This is a genomic window from Streptosporangium sandarakinum (genome assembly GCF_013409935.1).
GTDB lineage: Bacteria > Actinomycetota > Actinomycetes > Streptosporangiales > Streptosporangiaceae > Streptosporangium > Streptosporangium nondiastaticum.
In genome coordinates, this window is the sequence record NZ_JACCCO010000002.1 from 1,628,975 (window position 1) to 1,653,421 (window position 24,447).

Genomic DNA, 24,447 nt, shown 5'->3' on the forward strand with positions numbered 1-24,447 from the left:
ACGCCGCGGCGGGCGCCGATGATCGCCGAAATCCTACAAAAGAAGGATCGGTCTCATACGGCTTACCCGGGATGAGTTCGATGGCCTCGGACCCGGTCCGGAAACGGTCGCCCACGATGCGGTCAGACGCGGTCGCCCGGCTTCGGAAGGCGCGGCGCGACGTAGTCGTCGCCGTCCTTGGGATCGGTCACGATGGACACCCGCGGGGGCGCGTACTGGTCGGGCAGGAGCAGCACGTCCGTCACCTGGTCGAGGCGGTGGCCGGCGCCCAGGAACGTCTCGACGGTGTAGTGGTACCGGTCCTCGGCGGTGTGGTCCATGCGCATTCCGGCCGTGCCGCACGTCACCACCGTCCGCTGCCCGGTGACCGCGCACACGGCCAGCTCGATGAACCGTGACGACAGCGCCCACTCCGTCCTGCCGGTGAAGCGGATGTCGACCCGGATGACGTTCTGCGGCGGAAGGGCGTTGTTCCTGTCGTGCTCCCAGCCGGCGACCCTGGCGGTGACTCCGGAGACGTCGTTGCCGGTGACGACGACCTCGTGGGCGGCCGGTCCCGGCGCGCGGTCGCCGTCGGTCTCGGGATCGGCGGCGCACCCGCCGGCGGCCAGGACGGCGCCGATGACGCCCACGGCGACGACGCCGCGAAACGGTGATCCGATGACGCCCGCGGCGGCGACGGCACGAGCGGCGACGCGGCGGAGCGGTGAACCACCGCGCCGGGCCGTGATCGACGGATGCTCCACGGCGCGCAGCCTACCGCCCCCTCTTCCGGAAGGCCGGTCACCTCCGGAGCACGGCTTTTCGCATCCGGAATATGGCTTTGCCCGCGCCGCGAAGGGTCGCTAGGGTCGGCGCGGGAAGGACCCGTGATCACTCCTGGAGAAGGGGGGCTGATGAATATGGCTGCCGACAGCCCTGTTCAGCATGCCCTCGGCCGGTCCGCGTGAGTTCGGAGCGTGGCCGGTCACCCGAACGACCAGGAGTGTCACATGTTCTCTTTCTTCTCTTCGGCCGGTACCGATCTGGTCACCGACCGCCTCGTCCTGAGGATCTGGCCCCGCGATGAGGTCGACGCCGTTCTGCGGGACGCCCGGTGCGCGCACTGGGCGGACGACTTCCCCGCCGAAGGCGACCGCGTCATCGCCGGCCTGTTCGGCGAGTATCCCGAGTGGCTGGGCGAGTACGGTCACCGCCAGATCATCGAGCGCGACAGCGGTCTGGTGGTCGGCTCGCTCGGCCTGTTCTGGCCGCCGAGCGACGGCACGGTCGAGATCGGCTACGGCGTCGTGGCCTCCCGGCGGGGCCGCGGCTACGCTCCCGAGGCCACCCGGGCCCTGACGGAGTTCGCCCTCACCGCCGCCGATGTCCACACGGTGTACGCCAAGGTGGAGCCGTCGAACCCGCCCTCGGTCCGGGTGCTGGAGAAGGCCGGTTTCCGGTGGGTGAGCTCTGAGGAGGGCACGTCCCGGTTCCGTGTCACGGCGCCGTATCCGGCTCTGCCGTAACTCCCGAGGCCGGCGGCGCGTGCCGCCGCCGGCCTCGTCCCCGTCCCACGCCGGCCTCGTCCCCGTCCCACGCCGGCCTCGTCCCCGTCCCACGCCGGCCTCGTCCCCGTCCCACGCCGGCCTCGCTCCCGTCCCACGGCGGTTCCGCCTCCGGCCCCGCCGGCCTCGTCCCGTCCCGCGCCGGTCCTGCCCCTGGCCCCACCGGCCTCGTCCCCGGTCGGTCCCGGCCGGTCCCGGTCCTCCGCCGTCACCGGTCGCGGGCGGCGGCGAGGAGGTCGCGGAGCGCGTCCAGCACCGCGTCGGGCTGCTCGATGTGCAGGTACTGGTGGGAGGCGCCGGGCAGCTCCCGGCGCTCCCCCCGGGGGACGGACGCGGCCAGCGCGACGTGCATGGCGCGGATGCCGTCGTGCGCGGCGCGCATCTGCTCCTCGGTCATGAAGTGCGCCCAGTACGGGTTGCGCCCGCCCGCGGTGAGGAGGATCAGCGGCACGTCGGGGAGCGGCCCGCCGTTCCGCAGCTCGTCGTAGATCTCGGTCTCGAAGTTGGCCGTCTCGTGGAGTTGGGTCCGCCAGTCGGTGAGGTGGTACTCGACGAGCGCTTCGCGGACCCCGTCGGGCCATGCGGCCAGCAGCCCGGTCAGCGCGGCGCGGGCGGACGCGAGCTGCTCGCCGGTGAGGTCCGGCATCGTCTCGGGGTCCGGCTTCATCCGCTCGTTCAGCTCGGCGGCCCCTTCGGGCAGGTGGTCGAAGATGTCCTCGTGGCCGGGGTCCAGCAGCAGCAGTCCGGCGACCTCGCCGGGGAAGAGCTGCGCGTAACGGCGAGCGTAGAACGCACCCAGCGAATGCCCGGCCAGCAGGTACGGCCCGGGCACTCCGGCGGCGCGCAGCAGGTCCCGGAGCTCGCCCGCGACCTCGGCGGCGGAGCGGGGCAGGCGGGCCGGGTCACTCCAGCCGGTTCCGGCGCGGTCGTAGACGACGGCGGTGGTGAACCCGGCGGCCAGCTCCTGGAGGTTCAGGAAGTCCAATCCGACCAGGCCGGCGCCGGGCAGGAACACCACGCTCGGGCCGCCGGTGCCCGCGCGGTGCAGCAGCAGTCGCCGGCCGCCCACGTCGTGGTGGCGTCCCAGCGGCGCCGTACCGGCCGTCGTGGCGGGACCGGCGGGACCGCTCTCGGCGGGCTGATCGTGCATCGTCACTCCTTCGGACGGAGGGTGGGTCAAGGGCGCGCGGCCCGACCTTTCGCATGTTTGAGAACGGTAAACCCGATCGGCACCGTTCGCAAGATTGCGAAAGGTCGGGCGCTCTGCGAGCATGACGCGGTGGACGCGTTGGAACTGCTCGCACACCCGGTACGGCTGCGCGTCGTGCACGCCATGTCCGGTGGACGGATCCTCACCACCGCCCAGTTGTGCGACCGGATACCCGACGTCTCCAAGGCCACCGTGTACCGGCACGTCGCGCTGCTCGCCGAGCACGGCCTCCTGGAGGTGGCCGACGAGCAGCGGGTGCGCGGCGCGGTGGAGCGCCGCTACCGGTTGCGCCAGGAGCGGGCGGTCGTGGACGCCGGGACGGCCGCGTCGCTGTCCCCCGAGGACCACCGACGCGTGTTCGCCGCCGCCATGGCCACCCTGATCGCCGAGTTCGGCGCCTACCTCGACCGGGACGGCGCCGACCCGGCCGCCGACCTGGTGGGCTACCGGCAGCACGCGGTCTGGCTCGACGAGGAGGAGCGCGTGGAGCTGATCGAGGAGCTTCGCGCCGTGATCCTGCCCCGGCTGGCGTACGGCCCGGCCCCGCACCGCACCCGGCACCTGCTCAGCCCGATCCTGTTCCCGGCCGAGGAACCGCCGCGGGAGACGCCAGGGGAGACACCGTAGGGAACGCACCGGAGGGGACGGGGCACGGCGGACGCCGGCCTCGGCCCGCGTCCCGGCTTGCGCCTCAGCTATTCGGCGTTGCTAAGTACCGGTAGTCAGTGTTACTTTCTACCAGTACCTAGCAACACGAAGTAGCTGAAAGGAGGTGTTCCATGGGCAAGCTCGTCACGGAGATGCTCAAGGGAACGCTGGAGGGCATCGTCCTGGCGATCCTGTCCGGCCGGTCCGCCTACGGCTACGAGATCACTGCCTGGCTGCGCGACCAGGGCTTCTCCGACATCGCCGAGGGCACCATCTACGCGCTGCTGGTCAGGGTCGAGCAGCGCGGCCTGGTCGACGTGGAGAAGGTCCCGTCCGAGAAGGGGCCGCCGCGCAAGGTGTACTCCCTCAACGCTCAGGGACGGGAGTACCTCGAAGAGTTCTGGACGACCTGGAGCTTCCTGGCCGGAAGGCTCGAACAGCTCCGCGAAGGAGGCAAGTAGCCATGGCGGCAGAGCCGAACGAGCCGAAGAACCGCTACCGGCGGTACCTGGAGGTGGTCACCGGGTCGCTGGAGGACAAGCGGCGCTACCGGCAGTACAAGACGCGCATCAGGCAGCTTCCCCCCGACTACCGTACGGCGGCCGAGGCGATGGAGCGGTACCTGCTGCACCTCGGGCTGACCGACGGCGCCGACGTGACGATGTACGAGGACCTCGCCGACCTGTTCGAGCGGAGTGCCATCGACGAAACCCCGATCCGTGACCTCTTCGGGGAGGACCCCGTGGAGTTCGTGGAGGCGTTCGTCGCCAACTACCCGGCCGGACAGTGGCGGAACCGGGAGCGCAACCGTCTCACCAGCGCCATCAAGCGCGCCGCCGGCGAAGAGCCCGCAGGAGAGGACAGGACCGAATGATGACGACGCAGCAGGCCCCGGCGATCCAGGTGCGGGGCCTGGAGAAGTCGTACAAGGAGCTGCGGGTGCTGCGCGGCGTGGACCTCACCGTGGCGCGGGGCAGCATCTTCGCCCTGCTCGGCTCCAACGGGGCCGGCAAGACCACGGCCGTGAAGATCCTGTCCACGCTGCTCAAGGCCGACGCGGGCACGGCCCGCGTCAACGGCTTCGACGTCGCCACGCAGGCCGCGGACGTGCGCGAGTCGATCAGCCTCACCGGGCAGTTCGCCGCCGTGGACGAGATCCTCACCGGGCGGGAGAACCTCGTGCTGGTCGCCCGGCTGCGGCATGTCGGAAATCCGGGCAAGGTCGCCGACGACCTGCTGGAGCGCTTCTCGCTGACCGACGCGGGCGGGCGGAAGGCGTCGACGTACTCCGGCGGCATGCGCCGCCGCCTCGACATCGCGATGAGCCTGGTCGGGAATCCGCCGGTCATCTTCCTGGACGAGCCGACGACCGGGCTCGACCCCCAGGCGCGCATCGAGGTGTGGCAGGCCGTCAGGGAACTCGCCGCGCGCGGCACGACGGTGCTGCTCACCACGCAGTACCTCGACGAGGCCGAACAGCTCGCCGACCGGATCGCGATCCTCCACGAGGGCCGGATCATCGTCAACGGCACCCTCGCCGAGCTCAAGCGGCTGCTGCCGCCCGCCAAGGTCGAGTACGTCGAGAAGCAGCCGACCCTTGAGGACGTCTTCCTCACGCTCGTCGGCGCCGACGGCAGGAACGGCCATGACCGCAACGCCGGCACGGACGCATAAGGAGCAACGATGAGCAAGCACTTCCTCGGTGACACCGCCGTCCTGCTGGGACGATCCCTGCGCCACATCGCGCGCAGCCCGGACACCATCATCACGACCGTGGTCATGCCGATCGCCTTCATGCTGCTGTTCGTCTACGTGTTCGGCGGCGCGATCAACACGGGGTCGGACTCGTATGTGACCTACCTGCTGCCCGGCATCCTCCTCATCACGGTCGCCTCGGGCATCGCCTACACCGCGTACCGGCTGTTCATGGATATGAAGGGCGGCATCTTCGAGCGGTTCCAGTCCATGCCGACCGCGCGGTCGTCGGTGCTGTGGGCGCACGTGCTGACCTCGCTGGTCGCCAATCTGATCTCGCTCGCGGTCGTCGTGCTCGTCGCCCTGCTCATGGGCTTCCGCTCGACGGCGGGAGTGTCGGCGTGGCTCGCGGTCGCCGGCATCCTGATCCTGTTCACCCTGGCGTTGACGTGGATCGCCGTCATCCCCGGCCTGACGGCCAAGACCATGGAAGGCGCGAGCGCGTTCTCCTACCCGCTCATCTTCCTGCCGTTCCTCAGCTCGGCGTTCGTGCCCACCGGCACCATGCCCGGCCCGGTGCGCGCCTTCGCCGAGCACCAGCCGGTGACGTCCATCGTCAATGCCATCCGCGCCCTGTTCACGCAGCAGCCGGTCGGCACCGACATCTGGATCGCCCTGGCCTGGTGCGCCGGCATCCTCGTCGTCGCGTACGTCCTCGCCATGAACACCTACCGCCGCAGGATCTCCTAGAGGCCCCGCGAAGACAGCAGGCCGAGAAGGTAGAGCGCGAGGAACGCCGCGGCGATCGCGGCGCGCCACAGCCGGGTGAGCCCAGGCCCGGCGACCAGGACGGCGCACGAGTAGGCGATCAGGGCGCTGAGCGCGATGAGGTCGATGACGATGCCCAGCGGAGGCACCGAGGACAGGGCGAACTCCCAGATCGCCACCAGGAACAGCCCGCCCACGACGGCGACGGGCCAGGCGGGCCGTACCCGCAGGACGTACAGCAGCGGCCAGGCGAGGACGATCGCCACCCAGCGGCCCACCTCCCAGACGCGGACGAGAGAGCCCAGGCACCCGATGAACCCACCGCACATCCGGGAGGGGAACACCTCGCTCATCACGTACGCCCAGCCCAGAAGCGCCACCGGGAGGATCGCCCCGACCATCATGGCGCCGAAGACCCTCCTGCCGACTCTCTCTTTCACCGTCGTGGGTTCCATCGTCGTCCTGCGCCGCCTTCCGGTTCTCCGCGCGTGGCGCGTTCGGTGAGCCCCCGAAGGGATTCGACGCCCGGAGCGGGCGGGGAGTTCGGCGGAACCCACCGGCCGGCTTCCCCCGCCCGTCCCCTACCCGCAGGTCTTCGTCTCCGGGGAGCAGAACATGACCTCGGGATGGCGGGGCGATGGTTTCCTCAACAGGGCCTGCGGCTTCTCACGGAGGTGGAGGTCGAAGAAGGCCCGGACGTATCCGCGGGTGATCTCCACCGTGCGGGGTCCGGAGAGGGTGCCGCCGAGGTCGACGCCGATCTGCCTGGCGAGCAGGTCGTAGTCGGTGAAGGACGCGTGCACCGCCCCGGTCACCACGAGCCAGCGCTTCCAGCCGGTCAGGTGTCTCCAGTCACGGTCCCATGTGGGGTCCTCGCCGCTTCCCGGGCTGTGCGGTCCCCGTACGCCCAGGAACATGAACGGCCGCGCCAGCCCGCTCGCCGGAATCGGGGCGAACATCTGGCCGTCCATGTTGATCCCGGCGCGCACCCGGGGGTCCTTCAGCATGGTCTCGGCGACGCTCGCGCCGCCGAGGGACTGACCCGCCATCGCGATCCGGGACGGGTCGATCAGGGCGCCGCCCCGCCACTTCGAGCGTGGCCCGACCAGCTCGGCCAGCACGAAGGAGGTGTCGGCCGCCCGGCTCTTCACCGCCTTCCCGCCGAAGTCGTCGGTTTCGAGCTCGCACGCGGCGCAGGTGGTGACCCGCCCGTCGGGGAAGGTCGTGGCGAAGGTCTCGTAGGTGTGGTCGATGCCGGCCACCACGTAGCCGCGGCTCGCGAGCTCCTCGGCCAGGGCCGTCAGCGAGCTCCTGGGCCAGGTGAAGCCTGGAGAGAGCACCACCAGGGGCAGGCCGCGCCTGCGTCCGGCCGGGCTCGCGTCGCGGAACGCGTTGGTGCGCGTCCTGCTCAGCGCGTCGGCCGGCACGCCGGTCATCCCCGTTCCCTTCAGGACGAGCTCCGACTCCTTCGGTGTCATGTACGGCGCCCGCCGCCCGCCCGGTGACTTCGCCGGGTACCAGAGGGAGACCATGAGCTCCCTCGCCTTCACCCCGGGCACCCAGGGGTCCGGCCGGGAGAGGTCTCTCAGATGCAGGGACGTCGTGCCGACCGGATGGGGGCCGGTCGGCCTGGGCAGGTACGGCGCGCCGATCGGGGCGCCGGCGGGTGTGCCGCTCGGGGTACCGTCCGGCGTCCCGCTCCGCGCGGCCGGGGGGCTGGCGGAGGCGGGCACGGCGACGGTCGCTGTGGCTACGGACGCGGGCACGGTCGAGGCGGAGGCCGGCGTGGACGCGCAGGGAGCGGCGACCACGAGGGCGAGCAGCGCGGCGACGACGGCCAGGGCGCCCCTCGACACGGGTCCGGAGCCGCTCCGCTCCGGCTTCGTGCCGCTCGGACGGTGGCCGGTCCGGGTCACGTGCCCGTCTCGGCTCCCGGCTCCCAGCGCCGGGAAGAGATCTTCGTATGGCATGGAAAGATCCTGCGGATTCGGGCTCCCGGCGATATCGGCCCAAAGTACGGTTCACGGCACCTTGAACCGTCCATCTGGCCGGTTCACCGGATCCTCGCTCCCGGCTCGGTCCCGGTGAACCGGCGCCGCGACGGCCGTGAACCGTCGCGGCGGGCCGGTGGGCCTTTCCAGGGGCCGTGCGACGGTCAGGACCCTTCGGGGATGACGGCGTCGCGGGGGCCGCCGTAGACCGGGTTCCGGTCGTGGTGCTCCTTGGTGACGAGGAGGCGGATCACCCCGGTGGGCGTGTCCTCCGGCCCCTCGATGACCTCCTCCGCCTCCCAGACGGTCCAGTCCTCGCCGACCGGGGCCTTCTGGACGCGCAGCTCCCCGAAGCCGCCAGGGTTGCCCGGAGGGAGGGCCATGATCACGTAGACGACCTTCAGGCCGCGCTTCTCGATCTCCGGGACGACCTCGCCGACGGTCTTCTCGTCCACCCGGTACCCGGCGAGCGAGCGGCCCTTGGTGGTGGCCAGCCGGTAGGGCGGGCGGATCTCCTTCGGTTCGGGCGCGTCCACGAGCTCGCAGGGTCCCACCGGGCCCTCCATGAGGATGGTGCTGGTGCTGGTGTTCTTCCCGATGGTCCAGACGAAGGTCTGGCCGGGCTTGAAGAGCCGGGTGTCGATCCGCATCCGCCAGCCGTGCTTCTCACCGGGGATCGACTCGGGCACGTGGTACAGGTCCCTCGGGATGTCCTCCACGTGCTTCCCGCGCGGCTCCCGGCACATCTTGCCCTCGGGCGTGTAGTCGACGATGGCGGGGACGCCGAGCCTCCGCAGCTGGTCCGACAGCCCGGCGGCGTCGCGGAAGTCGCGGAGCTCGGCGTACACGACCCCGTTGGCATCCCTGGTGACGGCGTAGGCGGACTCGCCGCCGCCCCCGAACACCGCCGGGATCGCGACGGCGGCGCAGACCCCGGCCGCGACGGCCGCGGCGGCCAGGAGGAGGCGCCCCCGCGGCCTCCTCGCCGGTGCCGCCGTCGACCGCGCGGCGATGTGCTCCTTGAGCTCGGCGAGCTGCCGCTCCTCGAACCCGGCGAGACGTCTCTCACTGGTCGTCATGACGTTCCTTTCGCGATGGCGGGTTCCGGACGGCGGGCGTCGAATTCGGTCCTGAGCAGGCGGCGGACACGGTGCAGCCGTACCCGGGCGGTCCCGACGCGGATGCGCAGGGCGGCAGCGGCCTCCTCGACCGGCAGGCCGTCGAGGTGGACCAGCTCGGCCACGGCCCGCAGCCCCTTCGGCAGGGCGGCGATGGCCGACAGGAGGCGGCGGGCGTCCCGTTCGGCGTCGATCCGCTCCTCCAGCCGGGCGATGTCGTCGGCGTCCAGCGGGCGCCGGCCCGCGGCCCGGTCCGCCTTATGGACCTCCCGGGCGGCCCTGCGGTGCTCGGTCGCCACGACGTTGCGGGCTATGCCGTACAGCCAGGCGGCCTGACTGCCGCGCTCGGGACGGTAGGTGCCCGCGGTGTCGACGGCGGCCAGGAAGACCTCCATCGTCAGATCCGCCACCGTGTGCGGGTCCGTCACCCGGCGCGCCACGAAACGGCTGACGGACTCGGTATGTCTTCGGTAGAACTCCTCGAACGCCTCCGGATCGCGCATCGTCCGCCGGAGATCCTCCGTATCGGGTGCGGTGTTTGCCACCTGCTTTGCCCTTTCGCCGACCGTGTTCTCTTCCTTTCTTGGAGGGCGGGAAGGGAGAAATTACATTTTTCTTCACATCTCGCCTCGGCCGGGGCAGTCGGATATCGAAGTGATCCGCTCTCCCGCCGGCCCGCCGGGAGGAGCCGTCCCTCTCGGCGGCGGAGGCCGGGAAGCGGCGGAGGCCGGGAAGCGGCGGACGGAGGTCGCCGGTCCGGGGACGGAGCGGAGGCCCTGTTAGAGTTCGCGGCGTCTGCCTTCGATCATGACTTGAGGGGCGGTTGAGGGACATCGCCACCGACGACGTGGCCCTCGCGGGAGTGCTGGGGTTCGACCCGGAGGTCTGGGCCGGCGCGGGGAGAGGCGTCCGGGAGGCCGCCGACGAGCTGGCCCGGGGCGTGGACCGGTTCTGCCGGGCGATGGACGAGCGGCCCTTCGGCCAGGACGACCTGGGCCGCGCGTTGTTCGACGGCGATCCCGGGGCGGGCGTGCCGGGGTTCGCCCGGATACGCGACGACCTCCTGAAAGACCTCGCCCTGGCGGTGAACCTGCTGCGCGAAATGGCGGCCGGAATGGTCGTCACCGGATGCGAGTACGCCGCGGCCGAGGAGGCGAACGCGGGGGTCCCGTACGTGCCGCCGTGCCCGGGATGGCTGAGGGACCCGGAGGTGTACCGGCCCGAGCCGGGCCCGGGCGGCCTGCCGTCGACCACGCCGCCGCCCGGCTTCGTGAGCCAGGCGATCTGGTTCCTGGAGTCCGTGGGATTCGGGGCGGCGTGGCCGGACGGCGATCTCGACGGGGTGGCGCGGCTGCTCGACGCCGCGACGGCGATGGCGCGGGTGGTCGGCGACGTTCAGGAGCAGATCGCCGGGCAGTCCGGGCGGGTGGTCCGGGCCGGGTCCGGGTCGGCCACGGCCGCGTTCGGACGGGCCGCGCGACTGGTCCACGGCGAGCAGGGGTGGCTGGCGGACCTGCGGCGGCGATGCGAGCACCTCGCCGACTGCGCCCGCATCGCCCATGACGCGATCATCGAGGCCAGGCAGCGGTTCATGGCGTCCGCGGCGTTCGTGCTGACGCTGATGCTCCTCGCGAGGCTGCTGGCCCCCCGGCTCGGCCCGGTGCTCGACCTCGTGGTGAGGAAGCTGCTCCGGCTGGAGGGCCTGGCGCTGCGGATCGTCCTGCTGATGATCCGTCAGGCCGCGCTGGGCGCGATGTACTCCGGCGGGCTGGGGGTGATCGACCAGCTGTTCGCCACCGGAACCGTCGACGGAGCGGAGCTGGTCCGGGACCTGTCGCACGGAGCGCTCGCCGGCGGGTTGATGGCCGGCGCGCACGCCGCGCTGCCCGCCCTCCTGCGCCGGGGCGGCCCCACGCTCACCGGCCTGGCCGAGGCCATGGAGTCCGCCACGTGGGAGCGGGCGTTCTCCCGGACCCTGGTCGGCGGGGCGGTGAGCACGACCGTGCTGGCGACCGCGGGATGGGCCGGCGGCGCCGGCTGGGACTGGAAGCACGCCGCCGGGATGGGATTCGGCATGTCCGTGCTCAGCACCGGCGCGGGCCTCGCCGCCCGGTCCTGGCCCGCCCCGAGTTACGCGAGCCTGAGGGGCAGGGACTGGAAGCAGAGCCCGGCCAAGCGGTGGCACGACGTCAAGTGGGCCCTGGGGATTCTCACGATCACCGCCCCCGTCGTCTCCGTCTTCGCGCTCGCGAAGTTCGCCGAGGACCGGAGGAACCCGTTCTTCCTGCAGAAGCGGGTCGGCCAGTTCGGCCGCGAGTTCGACATCGCCAAGGGCCGCACCATGTCGACGACCGACGGCAAGGACGGCAGCCTCGGCGCGTCGGATCCGCGGCGTACGAGGGTCGGCGCCCTCTGGGCGAGGACCAGCCTCGACGAGTTCGTCCAGCTGGCCTACAACGTCCTCTACAAGAAGGACATGTCGGTCATCAACGACCGGCCGCTACTGGAAGCCGACAGGCAGAAGACGAGAGAGGCCGTCGGTCCCTTCCTGGGGCCGCGCTGGAACGAGGCGGACCTGGCCGGTAAGCCGGGACTGTTCGGCCCGTTCCCCAACAAGACCGTCGAGCTCGGCCTCAAGCCGAAGACGGAGATAGGTGCCTACGACGTCCAGCGGGGCTTCACGGGCCTCTGGCACGACCAGCACGCGAGCCTGGCCTCGGACCGGAAGATCCTCTGGGACTTCATCTCCACATACTGGCAGCGCATCTCCTAGCGCCGCGAAAGGACCGACGCGTGCACGAACTGAGCAGGCTGCTGGAGGCGGCCGGACGCGGGGACTTCCCGGCCGCCGACGGCTCCGTGCGGCTCACCGTACAGCCGAGCCCGCGCGACTGCGGCGTCATCGCGTTCACCGCGCACAGCGTGGTGTTCGCCGACGTCGACCACGAGTGGCTGCGCGGCCTGCTTCCCGCCGATGACCTGTCCGCGCCCCTGCACCCGCGCTTCCTGCGCGCCCTGGAGGAGCGCACCGGGCGGCGGGTGGACAACGTGGACATGCTGCTGACCGCCGGACCGCTGACCGGCCCGCCGCCGCTGCCGCTCACGGAGCTCACCGACCGCGGCCACCCCCGGGTACGGCGGGCCCTGCGCCACCGCGACGACGTGCGGGTGTGGGAGGCGGACGGCGGGGTCGTGCTGCTCGGCCGGGGCGTGGCGGGCCGCTGGGAGGTCGCGGGCGAGGTCGATCCCGGCCACCGGGGCGCGGGCCTGGGCAGGCTGCTGGCGCTGGCGGGCCGGCACCTCCTCACCGCGGTGGACGGCGCCGCCCACACCCTGTGGGCACAGGTGGCGCCCGGCAACGCGGCCAGTGTGCGGGCCTCCCTCGCGGCGGGCTTCCGCCCGGTCGGCGCCGAGGCCCTGCTCATGCAGCCCGAGCGTCCCTGACCGGGCTGCACCGGTCCGACCAGCCCTGTAAGAGCCGGCCAGGACCGGCCAGGGACGGTCAGGAGGCGGCCAGGGACGGTCAGGGGGCGGCGCAGACGTCGCGGTATGGCACGCCGCCGAGATACTCGCCCCACTCCCGCCGGGTGAGCGTACGGCCGGCCCGCGCGCAGACCTCGGCGGCCATCAGGCCAGGGGCGACGGGCAGCTCGTAGACGTGGCCTCCGACGCCGGCCGGGCGCAGCCGGGTGCCGTCGGCGGTGAAGGCCGGGTAGAGCCCGAGATACTCGTCGGCGTCGTGGATGTCGATCCCCGCCCCGATCGGCTGCCGGGTGGCGGTGTCCCACAGCCGGATGATCTCGTTGTCGTCCACGGTGACGAGCACGTCCCCGCGGGGGGAGAACACCGTGGGGCCGGAGTCGCGCGCCGCGACGGGCAGGTCCGGGGGCAGCGGCCTGTGGTTCCGGATGTCCCACAGGGTCACCCGCTCGCCGTCGCCGACCGCGAGCCACCTTCCGGTCGGGTCCGCGGTGACGTTGACCGCCCCGCCGGGAGTGCTGACGTATCCCCCGCCGGCGGACCTGCCCGTCGCGGTGTCGACGAGACGGCCCTCGGCCGAGGCCAGCGTGCGGCCGTCGCGTAGGTAGACGATGCCGGAGACCTGGGTGTCCAGCTTGACGGTCCGGATCTCCCGGCCGGTGCGCGTGTCCCACACGTGCAGCCGGTAGTCGCTCCGCACGGGGTAGGCGGAGGTCTCCGGGGCCTCGTCGCCGGTCTTCCCCGGGTCGGCGGCGGGGTCGCCCCGGGTGTCGCAGTCGGCCACGGTGAAGGTCCGGCCGTCGGGGCTGAACGCCTGCCCGGTCACCTTCCGGCCCGCGCCGAGACTGTGGCTCCACAGTCTGCGCCGTGTGGCGACGTCGAGCACCTCCACCCGGTGGTCGTCGTAGACGACGGCGACACTCCTGCTCGTGGGGTCGAACATCGAGCGGGGCATCACGGTCGGGTCGTGGGGGAAGGTCCCGGCGAGACGGCGCCCGGGGACGTCCCAGAGCATCAGCCGGGAGGCGTCGGACGGCTCGGCCATGAGCCACCGGCCGTCGGGGCTGACCGTCTGGACGTCGTGGATGCCGCGGAGCCGCCACTCCGGGAGCCGGGACCGCACGGCGAGGCCGACTATCCGGTCGCCGAGCCGGTAACGCAGGGTCCGGCCGTCCGGGGTGAACCAGACGGCGGAGACGTTGGCGGGAGCCCGATAGGTCAGGATCTCCCGGTGGGCCTGGACGTCCCAGACCCAGATGGACGTCCCGGCGTGGCCGGCGGCCAGCCGGTTGTCGTCGCTGAGCCGTATCCCGGAGGCGCCGTCCAGCGCCACCGGCGGGTCCGCGCCCGCCCAGGCCCACATCCAGTTGTAGCTCTGCTCGTGCGCCTCGGCGGCCTGCCGGGCGCGCCGGCCCGTCGCCGTGTCCCACAGCTCGATCCGCACGCCGCCGCAGATCAGGAACCGGCTGTCGGCGCTGAAGCTCACCACGTTGACGTCGCCGCCGCAGCCGCGCGGGAAGCGGCGGTCCTCCACGACGCCGGGCAGCCGCCACACCCGGACCCTGCCGCCGTTCACCGTCGCGCCGATCCGCCCGGACGGCGCGACGGTGAACGAGGTCTCGTACGGGGACCACCCCATGCGGACGAGCCGGTCGCGGCGCACGTCCCAGAGCCGTTCGGAGCCGCTGAGCGCCAGGAGGTGGCCGCTGCCCGCGAAGTCGGCCTCCAGCCCCTCCGGGCTCACCCCGGGCATCGACCGGCTTCCGGCGAGGCGGCCGGTGCGGGTCTCCCACACCAGGATGGCCTGGGAGACCGTGACGGCCAGCAGGCGGCCGTCGCCGCTCAGATCGGCGTGGCCCACTCCCCCGGACAGCCGGGGCGAGTTCCACTCGGCGACCTGCCGGCCGGTCGCCACCTCGTACACGCGCACCCCGCGCTCACCGACGAGGGCGAGCGTCCGGCCGTCGCCGCTCACCGCCTGCACGGCGGCTCCCTGCGCCGCCGGGGGCCGGAACACGCCGACCTCCCTGCCGTACATGGCGTCGGTGAGGCTGGAGCGGCTCTCGAACCCGGGGGCGAGCCGCCAGGCGGCGACGCTGAGCAGCATGGCCTTCACCGGGTCGGTGGTGCGCAGGTCGCCGGCAACGCGGGCGATCTCCCGGCCGCGGGCCTGGTCGCGTTCGGCGGCCACCTGGTCGCGCTGCTCGGCGACCTGGGCGCCCTGGTAGACCGAGGCGGCGGCGCCGGCCAGGGACAGCACCAGCAGCACCGCCAGCGCGACGGTGAACAGCCGCCGGCGGCGGGCGCGACGCCGGGTGAGCCCGCCCGCGGCGGCGAGGAAGTCACGTTCCAGCGGGGTGAGGGTCAGGTGCCGCCGCCCGGTGGCGGCCCAGCCGAGCGCCGCCTGCAGCCGGCTGCCCTGCGGCAGGTCGGCGTCGCGGCGGCCGTGCGCGTCCCAGACGCGGGCGGCCCGGCCGATCTCGGCGAGGACCGGCAGCCCCTCGCGGTCGGCCTCCACCCACGAGCGCAGCCTGGGCCAGGCGCGCAGGACGGCGGGGCGGGAGATGGCCACCTCGCCGTCGCGCTCGGTGACGAGGTAGCCGAAGGCGTCCAGGATGCGCCGGCGGGTCTCGGGACGCTCGGGCAGCAGCTCGTCCGCGGGCACCCGCCGTACGGTCTCCAGGCCGTCGGCGTCGATCGTGACCAGCCGCAGCAGCAGCTCGGGGACGAACTCCCGCTCGCCGGGCCCGAGGGTGGCGTAGGCGTCCTCGGCCAGCGCGCCGAGGGCCGGGTCGGCCGGGCCCGAGGTGTGCAGGGCGCCGGCGCGGCGGCCTGCGCCGAGCAGGTCGCCCCCGGCCGGGAGGTCCGCGCCGAAGCCGCCCAGCGGGCCGGCCTCCCCGGAGCCGCCCGCCGTACCGGCCGCCCAGAGGCCGCCGGCCGTACCGGTCTCCCCGGGGCCTCCGACCAGGGCGAGCAGGAGGTCGCGGGCGGACGGGCGGCGGTCGGGGTCCTTGTCCAGCGCGGCGGCCACCAGCGGGCGGACGGACGGCGGCAGCGCGCCCAGGTCGGGGTGGTGGGTCAGCACGCGGTGCATCACCGCGCCGAGGTCGTCGGCCCGGAACGGGTCCTCGCCGGTGGCGGCGAACACCACGACGCACCCCCAGGCGAACACGTCGGCCGGCGGTCCGGCGCGCTGTCCGGTGAGGATCTCGGGGGCCATGTAGGCGGGGGTGCCGGCGACGGCGCCGCTCGCGGTCAGCGACATCTCCGCGGTCCGGGCGATCCCGAAGTCGATCACCCGGGGCCCGTCCGGGCCGAGCAGGACGTTGTCCGGTTTGAGGTCGCGGTGCACGACGCCGGCCTCGTGCACCGCGGTCAGCGCGGTCGCGACGGCCGTCGCCAGGCGGTGCAGGTCGTCCCCGGTGAACCGCCGCCCGGCGCGCCGCAGATTGACGCCCTCCACGTACTCGCTGACGACGTACGGCCGGGCCGCGTCCGGGTCGGCGTCGATCACTTTGGCGGTGCAGAACGAGGCGACGCGCCGGGCCGCGGCGATCTCCTTGCGGAACCTGTCGCGCAGCCCGGGGTCGGTGGTGGCGTGCAGGACCTTGAGGGCGTAGCGGGCGCCGTCGGCGTCGTACGCCTCGTACACCACCCCCTGCCCGCCGGAACCGAGCCGTCCGGCCAGCCAGTACCCGCCGATCCGGTCAGGATCCCCGGTGCCCAACGCTTCCATCGTGCCTCCTCGGAGGGGTTGGACGCGCTTCGGGCGCCACGGGTTCATCAGGACGCGCGGGCGGACCTGTCCCGGACGAGCGTCGGGTCTCAGCTCCCGCCGGGTTCCCCCGGCGGGAGCGGCCGGTGCCGCGCGCCCCAGTCCCAGAGCGCCTGCAGGACGGGGCCGAGGTCGCGGCCGTGCGCGGTGAGCGTGTAGCGCACCCGGGGCGGCCAGCCGGCCCGCCGGTGCCGGTCGATGACGCCCATCCGCACCAGGTGCGCCAGCCGTTCGGACAGGACCTTGTCCGAAAGCGCGGGCAGGGCCTCCCGCAGTTCGGTGAAGGTGCGGTCGCCGCGCAGCAGCTCCCGGACCACCAGGGTGGTCCAGCGGCCGTGCAGGGCCGCGAGGGTGATCTCCACCGGGCAGGCGGGGGTGGGTTCGGTGACGCCCGCGCGGGGGTCGTCGGGCAGGCCCGGCCGTACCGGGTGACCAACCGTTTGGTGAGCCACGAGAGCGCCTCTTAGCGTTTCCGCGTCCGGGTGATTTCTACCTCACGACCCACGATTCACGACCCGCCGCCCGGCGGTCCGGTGGGAGGACCGGCGGCGGCCCGGCCGCCCGGCGGCCCGGCGGAAAAGACCGGGCGGCGGCCCCTACGGAAGGACCTGTGCCGATGACGCGGCAGCTTGCCGAACGCCCCGAGGACGTGCCCGCGGTGTTCGCCGAACGGTTCAACAGCGGCGACCCCGAGGCGGTCGCGGAGCTGTACGAGAGCGGGGCGGTGTTCGTCCCCGAATCGGGTGCGGCGCTGACCGGCCCGGACCTCCACGCCGCCAACGAGCGGTTCCAGTCCCTCGGGGTGCCCATCACCGTACGGCCGCGGCACGTCCACTCCGCCGGTGACGTCGCCCTGCTGGTCGTCGACTGGGTCATCGAGGGCACCGGCCCCGACGGCCTGCCCGTGCTCATCGAGAGCACCGCCGTCGACGTCGCCCGGCGCGGGCCGGACGGGCGGTGGCGATACGTCATCGACAGCCCCTTCGAGGGGACCCGGGCGGGCCGCGACCAGGGATGACGCGGCCCCGGGACGCCGTCGTCCGCGGACGGCGCGCGGCGCCGGGTGACGCGGACCGGAGCCTGCTTCGTTCGGCGCCCGTGAACGACGCGCGGCGCCGATGACGCCCGGCCGCGGGGACCGGTTCAGGAGAAGGTGATGTCCGGGGCGGGGGCGCCGGGGACGACGAACGCGTGGAGCCGTTCGGCCTCCTCGGCCACGGATTCGGTCTCGCCCGGTGTCAGGGGCCGGAACGGGAGGACGGCGAGTGTCGTGCCGCGCAGCTCCCAGATCCCGCGCACGAAGCCGTCGACGAGGAAGGTCGGCAGCACCAGCGCCCGTCCGGGCATGACCCGGGCGCGGTCCTCGTCGCTGATGATCCGGGTGCGGTCGGCATGCCCGAGCAGGACGTTGTCGTAGGCGGGCAGGAACCGTACCGGGGCGGGCGCGTCCTCCTCGGCGAGCGGCGCGCCGGGGAGGTCGAACAGCTCCCTGCCCTGCCCGTCCCGGACGACGCGGAGCTCCGGGCGGAGACGGTCGACGACCTCGCGCAGCCGGGTGATCCCGGACCACGCCTGGACGTCCATGACGCCGGCGGGCCCGAAGGCGGCCAGGTAGCGGAGGACCATCGCCTCGACGGACGGCGCCGTCTCCATGGGCTCGCCGATCCAGGCGTCGGCGAGGGCGACCTCGATCGAGGGACGGGTGCCCCAGCCTCCCCAGACGCCGATCCGCGGGGAGGTCACCAACGGCACCTGAAGCTCCAGGTTCCGGGCCAGCATCATGCCGTCGCGGCCCGGGTAGCGCTCGGCGAACAGTCCGGCCAGCATCCGGCGCGGGACGACCCGGTCGCCCAGCAGTTCCCGGCCCGTCTCGGCCAGCTCCGCCAGGTCCAGCCCGGCGGCCGGCTCGGCGTAGAGGGGCCGGCGCGCGGCGCGTTCGATGAAGGGCTGGATCAGGGGACGCAGCCAGCGGAAGTCGTCGGCGGCGACCAGGTGCTGGGTACGGCGCAGCGAGGTGGAGCGCACGACGGCGCGCTCGTGCAGCAGCGACTCCAGGTCGCCGTGGGTGAAGGGGTCCATCCGCGTCCAGAGCCCGACGTAGGGCCAGTTGGGCTCCTGGCTCTGCACCGCCACCAGGTGCCGCACCACCTCCAGCGCGGGCCGGGAGGTACGGCTGGTCAGGAACTGGCGGCTCAGCAGCGTCCGGTTGAGGGTACGCCGGGAGACGACGGGCACGGCGGTCATGGGACGGGGGCTCCTTCGGGGATCGGGCCCGCGGCTCCGGAGTCCTGCGGGGCTCCGCGAGCCTAGATCCCATACCGGTCAGTTCCCGTCCGGTTCACTCGCCTTTTCGTCGCGGGCTCGGAGGACCCGTCCGGGCCAGGACGGGTCCTCCGGGTCCGGGGTCTCAGAGGCGGCCATTGCGGCGGAGGACGTCCACGGCGCGCACGGTGGTGTACCCGCGCCAGTCGAGGGCGCCGGCGGGCGAGATCGTGGCGTAGTCGACGGTCCACCCGCCGTCGTCCCGCTGCAGACCGGCCAGCCGGTCGAGGTCCGCGTCGATCACCTCCTGGGTGAACAGCGCCCGCGCCGGGCGGTCCGGGAACGGGGCGAAGTCGAGCGGGCGCAGCGTCTCGTCCTCGGTGCCGCCCTCGACGCGCACCCGCCCGTCGGCGGGGATGTACTCGCCCAGGCGCTTCAGCAGGCCCGCCGCCTCGGGGGCGGTGCCGTGGACGGCATCGAGGAACCGTACGGCGAAGGCCAGCACATAGGCGTGGGACGTGTGGTCCACCTTCTCGACGGCGGCCAGGCAGTAGCGGACGGCCCGGTCGAGCCAGGGGTGTTCGGCGACCGCCGGGTCGTGGGCGGCGACGCGGAGGGCGGCGGCCGCGGTCACGGACGTGATCTGCAGCGAGGAGACCGTGGTGTCGGCGCCGGCCCACCAGGGGGCGCATCCGGCACTGGAGGTGACGGGAAGCGCGAACGGCAGGCCGCCGTCGGGCAGCGAGACCGACTCCAGCCAGTCGCACAGTGCTGTGGCCTGCGGCGCCGTGGCCGGGGCGATCTCCTCGAACACCTCGAAGGCGTGCGCGGCGGCGCCCGTCTGGCTCTCCGGGGAGCGCAGGTCGGGCTCCAGGCCCCAGCCGTAGCCGCCGTCGGGGTTGCGATAGCCGTCCAGCGCCACCAGCACGGCGGCGGGATCGCTCTCGCCCAGCGGCAACCCGAACCGGCGGCGGTCCAGGAGGCGGGCGTGGGTGGCCATGAAGGAGGAGACCGCGGAAAGGTCGATGCTCATATCGCAACCCTGCCTCATCCGACCGACGGTTCCGGGCTCCCCGGCCCACGGATCCTGGGCGGCGTCCCCGCACCGCGGCTCCCGCCGCCCCGGTGATTCGTTTCCCGTTTCGCACCCGAGCCATTCCTTGAGGGCTTCCCGGGGCGTTGCTATGGTGCGCGGGAAAGCGGGGAATGGTGAAACACGATTTCATCGGGGGACATTCGATGCGAATACCGCGAACAATGGCTGTGAAGGCTGGGAGAGCGGGTCTCGCCCTGCTGGCGGCGGGTGTCACGGCCGCGGCCTGGCCCCAGGTCGCCTGGGCGGAGCGGGACGGGAGCCAGGGCCGGATCCAGGGCCCGGAGCAGGGTCGTGATCAGGACTGGGAGCAGGCGCGAGGCCGGGAGCGGCAGAGTCCGCAGGGCCAGGGCCGGGAACAGCGGGGGCGGGAACAGGAGTGGCAGGGCCACGACCAGGCGGCCGGACGCAACGTCAGGAACGCCAACAGCGGTAAATGCCTGCTCGTGCGCGGGGACGCCGACGGTGCGAAGGCCGCGCAGTCGTCCTGCGCCGACTATCCCGACCAGAAGTGGCGTTTCATTCTGGAGGACGCCGAATCCGAATACAAAAGCTATCGGCTGGTGAACGCCAACAGCGGTAAATGCCTGCTCGTGCGCGGCCCGGAGGGTTCCCCCGCTCTCCAGTCCACCTGCGGCGACTACGACGACCAGATATGGGAGGTCATGTCCGCCAGGAACGGCTACTTCCAGCTGAGGAACCTCGCCGGCCAGCAGTGCCTGGTCGTGCGGGGAGACGAGGACAACGCCCACCCTGTCCAGTCCGACTGCGACACCGCCTACACCGACCAGTTCTGGCGCGACGAGGACGGGTCCTCACGCTGAGGATCGGCCGGGGTCGCCGGGCCCTGAGACGGGCCCGGCGGCCCCGGCCGCGGTCGATGACGGGTGACGTCAGGAGGCGGGCCCGTCGTCGGTCCAGCCCGACTCCAGCGTGACGTCGGAGTTCCACACGGTGCCCGGCTCCATCCCGGCCTGGGCACCGCCGGGCCGTACCACGACGTTCTCGGTGGCCAGCGCCCGCCCGGTCTCCTCATCGAAGATCAGGCGGGTGCGCAGGACCCCGTCGTCCCCGGCCGCCGCCTTCCCCATGGCCGACGCCTCCGGCCCGTCGATCGTGACCGCGGTGCCGGCGCGGCCCTCGGCGTCGGTGACGTCCCGGGTGACCTCGATGGACGCAAGGCCGGCGAGCATCCGGAACGCCGCGCCGCGCACCTCGGGGGTGACCGGCATATCGGCGATCAGGCCCGTCGTGACGGTGAACAGCCAGGCGTCCCGCGACATCGGGGCGCTCGACTCGGTGCCGTGCCCCTTGTAGGAGCGCAGCAGCCACGCCTTGAGGGCGCCCGGCTCGGACGGCAGGGCGCGCAGGTCCCGCACGCTGACGTTGCGGCCCAGCCAGAACACCTTGTCCCCGTCGGGGAGGGGGGCCTGGCCCTTCTGGACTTCCCCGGGCCCGGTGGGCAGCGACAGCTTCGCACCCTTCTTGCCGGGCACCACGACCGGGATCTCGGCCGGGGCGCCGGCCTCGCGCCACGCCGCCTCGTCCTCGGGGGTCGCCGGCTGCGCGCCGAGCGACTGCGAGCCGCTGTGCTGCCGCTGGTCGGGGCCGGTGGCGGACGGGGTCCAGCTCTCGGTCCGCTGCCGGTCCACGACGGTGTAGTCCGCGCCCTCGGCCCGGAACAGGGTCCGGCTCACCGACACCGTGTGCCACCAGGCGCCGGTCTCGTCCGGCTGGCCGGCGGCCCGGTGGGCGGCGGCCAGCAGCACGGTCCGCGCGGAGAGCCGGACCTGCCCGTCCGGAGCCGTACGGCCCGGCGAGGACTCCGGGGACTCCGAGGCCGACACGGCCTGCCCGGTCCGCGCGGTGGACGGCGAGGGCGCCGTACCGCCGGTCCCGGTGACCGCGACGGCCACCGCGGTCACCGCGGCGGCGGCTCCGGCGAGGCCGAGCCCCCACGCCGGCCTCGCGATCGTCCGCCTCCCCGGTGCCCGTCGCGTCCGCCTTTCCTGGCGGGGCTGCGCCATGGCGCGCGTGAGCTCCGCCGCCCGGGTGCGCTCGTCGACCGGGGTGTCCCCCAGGTGCGCGGGACGGGCGGCTCGCAGCCTGTCGATGGGATCGTTCATGACAACTCCTCGCTGAGGTTCCTCACCCGGGGCCGGGGGCTCACCGGGTTCTCCATGGCGCGGCCGAGCCGTTTGCGCGCGCGGTGCAGCCGTACGCGGAAGGTCGCCTGGGAGCAGCCGATGACGCGGGCCGCGTCACGCGGGGAGAGCCCCTGCCAGGCGACCAGGACCAGGATCTCCCGGTCGTCCTCGGGCAGCTCCGCCAGCGCGGCCAGCACGCCGAGGCGCTCGGTCACCTCGTCGGCGACGTCCGCCCGCCGTACGCCGTCCCCCGTCGCGGCGATCCAGGCCCGCAACTCGGCGCCGAACGCCTCCCGCCGCGCCTCCGCCCGCACGGTGTCGCGCAGCACGTTGCGGGCCACCCCGAGGAGCCACGGCAGAGCCGGTTCCGGCACGTCCTCCAGCCGCCTCCAGGCGATCGCGAAGGTCTCGCTCACCACCTCGTCCGCCACCTGCCGCCCGGCGCGGCTGACCACGTAGGCCCACACGCGCTGCCGGCACTCGTCGTACATGCCGGTGAACCTGCGTGAATCATCCGTCAACGCCCGGCCCCTTTCGTCCCGGATGTTCTTCTGACACCGGGAAGTGGTCCGGGCCCGCCCGTTGTTACGGGCCACCCCGGAGAATTTCACGGCCGCGGCGGACTCGGCACCGGGCCGGGACGCGGGCTCCGCGCCGAGCCGGAATGTCGGACCGGGTCACTACCGTTGCGGGAGCCGGCCCGCCGGGCCGGCGCGGGCGCGGTCCGGTGCCCGCCCCCGCGAGCGAAGGACCCGCACGTTATGGCCGACCGCAAGCACGGCGTGCCCGTGCCCGAGACCCACTCGACCATCCGGTCGGAGGACTGGGACAGCGAGGACCTCTCAGGCAGGCGATACGAGCGGGTCGCCTTCGTCGACGTGGACATGACCGAGGCGACGAGCCGGGGCGCGACGTTCCACGAATGCGTCTTCCGTGACGTGCGGTTCAACGCCTCCGTCCACTCCGACAGCGCGTTCACCAACTGCGCTTTCAAGAGCTGCGTGTTCTTCGACGCGACCTTCACCGGCTGCAAGCTGGTCGGCAGCGTGTTCGACGACTGCTCCTTCAGCCTCCTGAGGGTCGAGGGCGGCGACTGGTCGTTCGCCGGGCTCCCCGGGGCCGATCTGCGCGGCGTGTCCTTCAAGGACGTACGGCTGCGCGAGGCCGACCTCACCAAGGCGCGCTGCGAGGGCGCGGTGCTCCGGGACGCCGACCTGTCGGGCGCCTGGCTGCACAGCGCCGACTTCACCCGCGCCGACCTGCGGGGAAGCGACCTGTCGGCCCTCGACCCCCTCGTCGCCAAGCTGAAGGACGCGGTCATCGACGTACGGCAGGCCGTCACACTCGCCATGGCCCTGGGCATGGAGGTCCGCTCCGACTGACCCGCTCACCGCCACGCCCGGCCCGGCTGCCCGCCACGACGAGGCCCCGGAAGACCACGAGGCCGGACCCTACCTCCGAGGCTCGATCATGTGGCTGAGGCTCCCCGCCTCAACCACATGATCCGAACCCCGAACGGCTCCCAGGCGGGCGGCGGCCCGAGTGATGAGCCGCGTCCGGGTCCAGCGCGCCATGACGCCGCGCCGTTCCAGTTCCAGGACGGCGAGGAGGGCGAGGACGGGCATGAAGCCGCCGACGGCCGCACCCCCGACGAGGGCGAGGTACGGCGCGGCCGAGCGGGCCAGCCGCCGGAGCACAGGCGCGGGCCGCCCGGTCGCCGCGTGGCAGACCACGACGTGCACGGCCGCGCGGCCCGGTGTGGCGCCGTCCCTGCGCGCCGCCGGGAAGAGTGCGAAGATGACCAGCCCGATCACCGCGTACGACAAGCCGGGCAGGATGTCCCGCAGGAGGGCGTCGTCGGGCATCGGGCCACCCGTGACGAGCCGGTGGCCCTGGACGGAAAGCAACCCGAACACCGGCGAGGCGAAGAACCACACCACGCCATCGAGCAGCATGGCGAGCGCCAGTCGGCCGGCGGTGGGCGGGGCGAGGTCCTGGCGGGGCGCCGGCCATGGCCCCGGCAGCAGCCGCGCGGCCGGGCCCGCCAGTGTCCAGCCGAGTCCGGCGCCGACCGTATTGATGATCAGGTCGTCCAGGTCGAACAGCCGATACGCGCAGGGGTAGAGGCCCCACAGGCCGGTGAGCTGGGTCAACTCGATCGCCAGCGAACCGGCGAGGGAGATCGCCAGGGTGCGTGCCACGCCGAGCCCCTGCCGGTAGCGCAGGAAGAAGCCGAGCGGCACGAACAGGGCGACGTTGAACACGATCTGCAGCACCGACCTGCTGTACAGCGCGGCGGGCAGATCTCGTCCCGCGTTCTCTCTGATCACGTCCTGGATGCTCGACAGCGGCTGCCAGCGCGGCGTCGCGAGGCTCTGCCGGATCACGCAGAAGTCCGGCGTCACCTCAGGGAGCGGAAAGAGGGTGAAGGCCACCACGCCGCAGGCGTACAGGACGAGCATCGCCGTGACGAAGCCCGACCATCGCCCGATGTGCCCGAAGCGGCCGTATTGGCGAGACACGAAGGGCAGCGACAGCAGTGCGATGGCCAGCGGGGCGAGAAGCAGGGCGATTTTCGCCTGGGTCAGGTAGATCTCCACAAGTCGCGAAGTCTAGCCAAAGAGGACATATCGGTATGTTTGTGGATATAAGCACGGCCCCGAGGATCCTTCCCGGCGGACCATGCCGACGGCCCGCGCTCGCCCACGCCGCC

Annotated in this window: 24 protein-coding genes; 11 read left to right on the forward strand and 13 right to left on the reverse strand. The window is 73.0% G+C overall.

Translation table 11 applies throughout. From position 1 onward, the window contains the following. Positions 1 to 122: 122 nt before the first annotated feature. Positions 123 to 746, reverse strand: coding sequence for a hypothetical protein (locus HDA43_RS25875; RefSeq protein WP_179825959.1), 624 nt, complete (start codon positions 744 to 746; stop codon positions 123 to 125). Between the two features lie 246 nt (positions 747 to 992). On the opposite strand from HDA43_RS25875, the gene HDA43_RS25880 reads away from it, so the two are divergent. Next, entirely contained in the window at positions 993 to 1,508 is a 516-nt protein-coding gene (locus HDA43_RS25880) for a GNAT family N-acetyltransferase (protein WP_179825961.1), read from the forward strand. A gap of 247 nt (positions 1,509 to 1,755) precedes the next feature. On the opposite strand, the gene HDA43_RS25885 is transcribed toward HDA43_RS25880, so the two are convergent. Next, positions 1,756 to 2,697, reverse strand: a complete 942-nt coding sequence (locus tag HDA43_RS25885; RefSeq protein ID WP_179825963.1) for an alpha/beta fold hydrolase — start codon at positions 2,695 to 2,697, stop codon at positions 1,756 to 1,758. Positions 2,698 to 2,826: 129 nt separating this feature from the next. Here HDA43_RS25885 and HDA43_RS25890 point away from each other — a divergent pair, with 129 nt between their 5' ends. The 5 genes from HDA43_RS25890 to HDA43_RS25910 all read left to right on the forward strand — a co-directional run bounded on the left by HDA43_RS25890 (position 2,827) and on the right by HDA43_RS25910 (position 5,850). Then, entirely contained in the window at positions 2,827 to 3,384 is a 558-nt protein-coding gene (locus HDA43_RS25890; protein ID WP_179825965.1) for a helix-turn-helix domain-containing protein, read from the forward strand. Positions 3,385 to 3,536: 152 nt separating this feature from the next. Next, the gene (locus tag HDA43_RS25895; RefSeq protein WP_179825967.1) at positions 3,537 to 3,866 is read left to right on the forward strand and encodes a PadR family transcriptional regulator; all 330 of its coding nucleotides are present in this window, start codon (positions 3,537 to 3,539) and stop codon (positions 3,864 to 3,866) included. A 2-nt stretch (positions 3,867 to 3,868) separates the two neighbouring features. Continuing rightward, on the forward strand, positions 3,869 to 4,279 hold the full coding sequence (locus tag HDA43_RS25900) for a DUF1048 domain-containing protein (RefSeq protein WP_179825969.1): 411 nt from the start codon (positions 3,869 to 3,871) through the stop codon (positions 4,277 to 4,279). After that, positions 4,279 to 5,079 (forward strand): ABC transporter ATP-binding protein, encoded by an 801-nt coding sequence (locus HDA43_RS25905; RefSeq protein WP_179825980.1) that lies wholly within the window; start codon positions 4,279 to 4,281, stop codon positions 5,077 to 5,079. Before HDA43_RS25900 ends, HDA43_RS25905 begins: the two co-directional genes overlap by 1 nt. A 9-nt stretch (positions 5,080 to 5,088) precedes the next feature. Continuing rightward, the gene (locus HDA43_RS25910; RefSeq protein WP_179825982.1) at positions 5,089 to 5,850 is read left to right on the forward strand and encodes an ABC transporter permease; all 762 of its coding nucleotides are present in this window, start codon (positions 5,089 to 5,091) and stop codon (positions 5,848 to 5,850) included. Here the strand turns inward: HDA43_RS25910 and HDA43_RS25915 are convergent. The 4 genes from HDA43_RS25915 to HDA43_RS25930 all read right to left on the reverse strand — a co-directional run bounded on the left by HDA43_RS25915 (position 5,847) and on the right by HDA43_RS25930 (position 9,480). Beyond that, positions 5,847 to 6,308, reverse strand: a complete 462-nt coding sequence (locus tag HDA43_RS25915; protein WP_179825984.1) for a hypothetical protein — start codon at positions 6,306 to 6,308, stop codon at positions 5,847 to 5,849. The genes HDA43_RS25910 and HDA43_RS25915 overlap by 4 nt on opposite strands. Before the next feature lie 141 nt (positions 6,309 to 6,449). Then, the gene (locus HDA43_RS25920; RefSeq protein WP_179825985.1) at positions 6,450 to 7,838 is read right to left on the reverse strand and encodes an alpha/beta hydrolase family protein; all 1,389 of its coding nucleotides are present in this window, start codon (positions 7,836 to 7,838) and stop codon (positions 6,450 to 6,452) included. 185 nt (positions 7,839 to 8,023) lie between these two features. Continuing rightward, a complete protein-coding gene (locus tag HDA43_RS25925) occupies positions 8,024 to 8,938 on the reverse strand; it encodes a hypothetical protein (protein WP_179825986.1) in 915 nt (304 codons plus the stop codon). After that, positions 8,935 to 9,480 (reverse strand): RNA polymerase sigma factor, encoded by a 546-nt coding sequence (locus tag HDA43_RS25930; RefSeq protein ID WP_179825987.1) that lies wholly within the window; start codon positions 9,478 to 9,480, stop codon positions 8,935 to 8,937. Before HDA43_RS25930 ends, HDA43_RS25925 begins: the two co-directional genes overlap by 4 nt. 320 nt (positions 9,481 to 9,800) lie before the next feature. Between HDA43_RS25930 and HDA43_RS25935 the strand changes: the two genes are divergently transcribed. Both HDA43_RS25935 and HDA43_RS25940 read left to right on the forward strand, forming a co-directional pair. Next, on the forward strand, positions 9,801 to 11,750 hold the full coding sequence (locus tag HDA43_RS25935) for a sugar transferase (protein ID WP_179825988.1): 1,950 nt from the start codon (positions 9,801 to 9,803) through the stop codon (positions 11,748 to 11,750). Between the two features lie 20 nt (positions 11,751 to 11,770). Next, positions 11,771 to 12,421: a GNAT family N-acetyltransferase gene (locus HDA43_RS25940; protein WP_179825989.1), complete on the forward strand. Its 651-nt coding sequence runs from the start codon at positions 11,771 to 11,773 to the stop codon at positions 12,419 to 12,421. A gap of 79 nt (positions 12,422 to 12,500) precedes the next feature. Here HDA43_RS25940 and HDA43_RS25945 read toward each other — a convergent pair whose 3' ends face one another. Together HDA43_RS25945 and HDA43_RS25950 are read right to left on the reverse strand one after the other, a co-directional pair. After that, on the reverse strand, positions 12,501 to 16,193 hold the full coding sequence (locus HDA43_RS25945) for a serine/threonine-protein kinase (RefSeq protein WP_179825990.1): 3,693 nt from the start codon (positions 16,191 to 16,193) through the stop codon (positions 12,501 to 12,503). A gap of 89 nt (positions 16,194 to 16,282) precedes the next feature. Further along, complete coding sequence (locus HDA43_RS25950; RefSeq protein WP_179825991.1) at positions 16,283 to 16,684, reverse strand: winged helix-turn-helix transcriptional regulator; 402 nt, start codon at positions 16,682 to 16,684, stop codon at positions 16,283 to 16,285. Positions 16,685 to 16,848: 164 nt separating this feature from the next. Between HDA43_RS25950 and HDA43_RS25955 the strand changes: the two genes are divergently transcribed. Continuing rightward, the gene (locus HDA43_RS25955) at positions 16,849 to 17,250 is read left to right on the forward strand and encodes a YybH family protein (RefSeq protein WP_179825993.1); all 402 of its coding nucleotides are present in this window, start codon (positions 16,849 to 16,851) and stop codon (positions 17,248 to 17,250) included. A 125-nt stretch (positions 17,251 to 17,375) separates the two neighbouring features. Here HDA43_RS25955 and HDA43_RS25960 read toward each other — a convergent pair whose 3' ends face one another. Both HDA43_RS25960 and HDA43_RS25965 read right to left on the reverse strand, forming a co-directional pair. Beyond that, the gene (locus HDA43_RS25960; protein ID WP_179825995.1) at positions 17,376 to 18,476 is read right to left on the reverse strand and encodes a winged helix DNA-binding domain-containing protein; all 1,101 of its coding nucleotides are present in this window, start codon (positions 18,474 to 18,476) and stop codon (positions 17,376 to 17,378) included. Between the two features lie 163 nt (positions 18,477 to 18,639). After that, entirely contained in the window at positions 18,640 to 19,527 is an 888-nt protein-coding gene (locus tag HDA43_RS25965; RefSeq protein WP_179825997.1) for a hypothetical protein, read from the reverse strand. A gap of 224 nt (positions 19,528 to 19,751) precedes the next feature. Between HDA43_RS25965 and HDA43_RS25970 the strand changes: the two genes are divergently transcribed. Then, complete coding sequence (locus HDA43_RS25970) at positions 19,752 to 20,411, forward strand: RICIN domain-containing protein (RefSeq protein ID WP_179825998.1); 660 nt, start codon at positions 19,752 to 19,754, stop codon at positions 20,409 to 20,411. A 69-nt stretch (positions 20,412 to 20,480) separates the two neighbouring features. On the opposite strand, the gene HDA43_RS25975 is transcribed toward HDA43_RS25970, so the two are convergent. Both HDA43_RS25975 and HDA43_RS25980 read right to left on the reverse strand, forming a co-directional pair. Continuing rightward, a complete protein-coding gene (locus HDA43_RS25975) occupies positions 20,481 to 21,713 on the reverse strand; it encodes a CU044_5270 family protein (protein ID WP_179825999.1) in 1,233 nt (410 codons plus the stop codon). Further along, on the reverse strand, positions 21,710 to 22,255 hold the full coding sequence (locus HDA43_RS25980) for an RNA polymerase sigma factor (RefSeq protein ID WP_246424508.1): 546 nt from the start codon (positions 22,253 to 22,255) through the stop codon (positions 21,710 to 21,712). The genes HDA43_RS25975 and HDA43_RS25980 overlap by 4 nt, the downstream gene beginning before the upstream one ends. Positions 22,256 to 22,495: 240 nt before the next feature. On the opposite strand from HDA43_RS25980, the gene HDA43_RS25985 reads away from it, so the two are divergent. Next, positions 22,496 to 23,116, forward strand: coding sequence for a pentapeptide repeat-containing protein (locus HDA43_RS25985; protein ID WP_179826000.1), 621 nt, complete (start codon positions 22,496 to 22,498; stop codon positions 23,114 to 23,116). 69 nt (positions 23,117 to 23,185) lie between these two features. Here the strand turns inward: HDA43_RS25985 and HDA43_RS25990 are convergent, their stop codons facing one another. Then, positions 23,186 to 24,334: a VanZ family protein gene (locus HDA43_RS25990; protein WP_179826001.1), complete on the reverse strand. Its 1,149-nt coding sequence runs from the start codon at positions 24,332 to 24,334 to the stop codon at positions 23,186 to 23,188. Positions 24,335 to 24,447: the final 113 nt, after the last annotated feature.

What these genes read in the sequence shown, in the direction of transcription:
- HDA43_RS25880 (WP_179825961.1), top strand. Translation starts at nt 993, where the DNA reads ATGTTCTCTTTCTTCTCTTCGGCCGGTACCGATCTGGTCACCGACCGC.
- HDA43_RS25885 (WP_179825963.1), bottom strand. Translation starts at nt 2,697, where the DNA reads ATGCACGATCAGCCCGCCGAGAGCGGTCCCGCCGGTCCCGCCACGACG.
- HDA43_RS25895 (WP_179825967.1), top strand. Translation starts at nt 3,537, where the DNA reads ATGGGCAAGCTCGTCACGGAGATGCTCAAGGGAACGCTGGAGGGCATC.
- HDA43_RS25900 (WP_179825969.1), top strand. Translation starts at nt 3,869, where the DNA reads ATGGCGGCAGAGCCGAACGAGCCGAAGAACCGCTACCGGCGGTACCTG.
- HDA43_RS25905 (WP_179825980.1), top strand. Translation starts at nt 4,279, where the DNA reads ATGACGACGCAGCAGGCCCCGGCGATCCAGGTGCGGGGCCTGGAGAAG.
- HDA43_RS25910 (WP_179825982.1), top strand. Translation starts at nt 5,089, where the DNA reads ATGAGCAAGCACTTCCTCGGTGACACCGCCGTCCTGCTGGGACGATCC.
- HDA43_RS25920 (WP_179825985.1), bottom strand. Translation starts at nt 7,838, where the DNA reads ATGCCATACGAAGATCTCTTCCCGGCGCTGGGAGCCGGGAGCCGAGAC.
- HDA43_RS25925 (WP_179825986.1), bottom strand. Translation starts at nt 8,938, where the DNA reads ATGACGACCAGTGAGAGACGTCTCGCCGGGTTCGAGGAGCGGCAGCTC.
- HDA43_RS25930 (WP_179825987.1), bottom strand. Translation starts at nt 9,480, where the DNA reads ATGCGCGATCCGGAGGCGTTCGAGGAGTTCTACCGAAGACATACCGAG.
- HDA43_RS25945 (WP_179825990.1), bottom strand. Translation starts at nt 16,193, where the DNA reads ATGGAAGCGTTGGGCACCGGGGATCCTGACCGGATCGGCGGGTACTGG.
- HDA43_RS25955 (WP_179825993.1), top strand. Translation starts at nt 16,849, where the DNA reads ATGACGCGGCAGCTTGCCGAACGCCCCGAGGACGTGCCCGCGGTGTTC.
- HDA43_RS25960 (WP_179825995.1), bottom strand. Translation starts at nt 18,476, where the DNA reads ATGACCGCCGTGCCCGTCGTCTCCCGGCGTACCCTCAACCGGACGCTG.
- HDA43_RS25965 (WP_179825997.1), bottom strand. Translation starts at nt 19,527, where the DNA reads ATGAGCATCGACCTTTCCGCGGTCTCCTCCTTCATGGCCACCCACGCC.
- HDA43_RS25970 (WP_179825998.1), top strand. Translation starts at nt 19,752, where the DNA reads ATGGCTGTGAAGGCTGGGAGAGCGGGTCTCGCCCTGCTGGCGGCGGGT.
- HDA43_RS25975 (WP_179825999.1), bottom strand. Translation starts at nt 21,713, where the DNA reads ATGAACGATCCCATCGACAGGCTGCGAGCCGCCCGTCCCGCGCACCTG.
- HDA43_RS25985 (WP_179826000.1), top strand. Translation starts at nt 22,496, where the DNA reads ATGGCCGACCGCAAGCACGGCGTGCCCGTGCCCGAGACCCACTCGACC.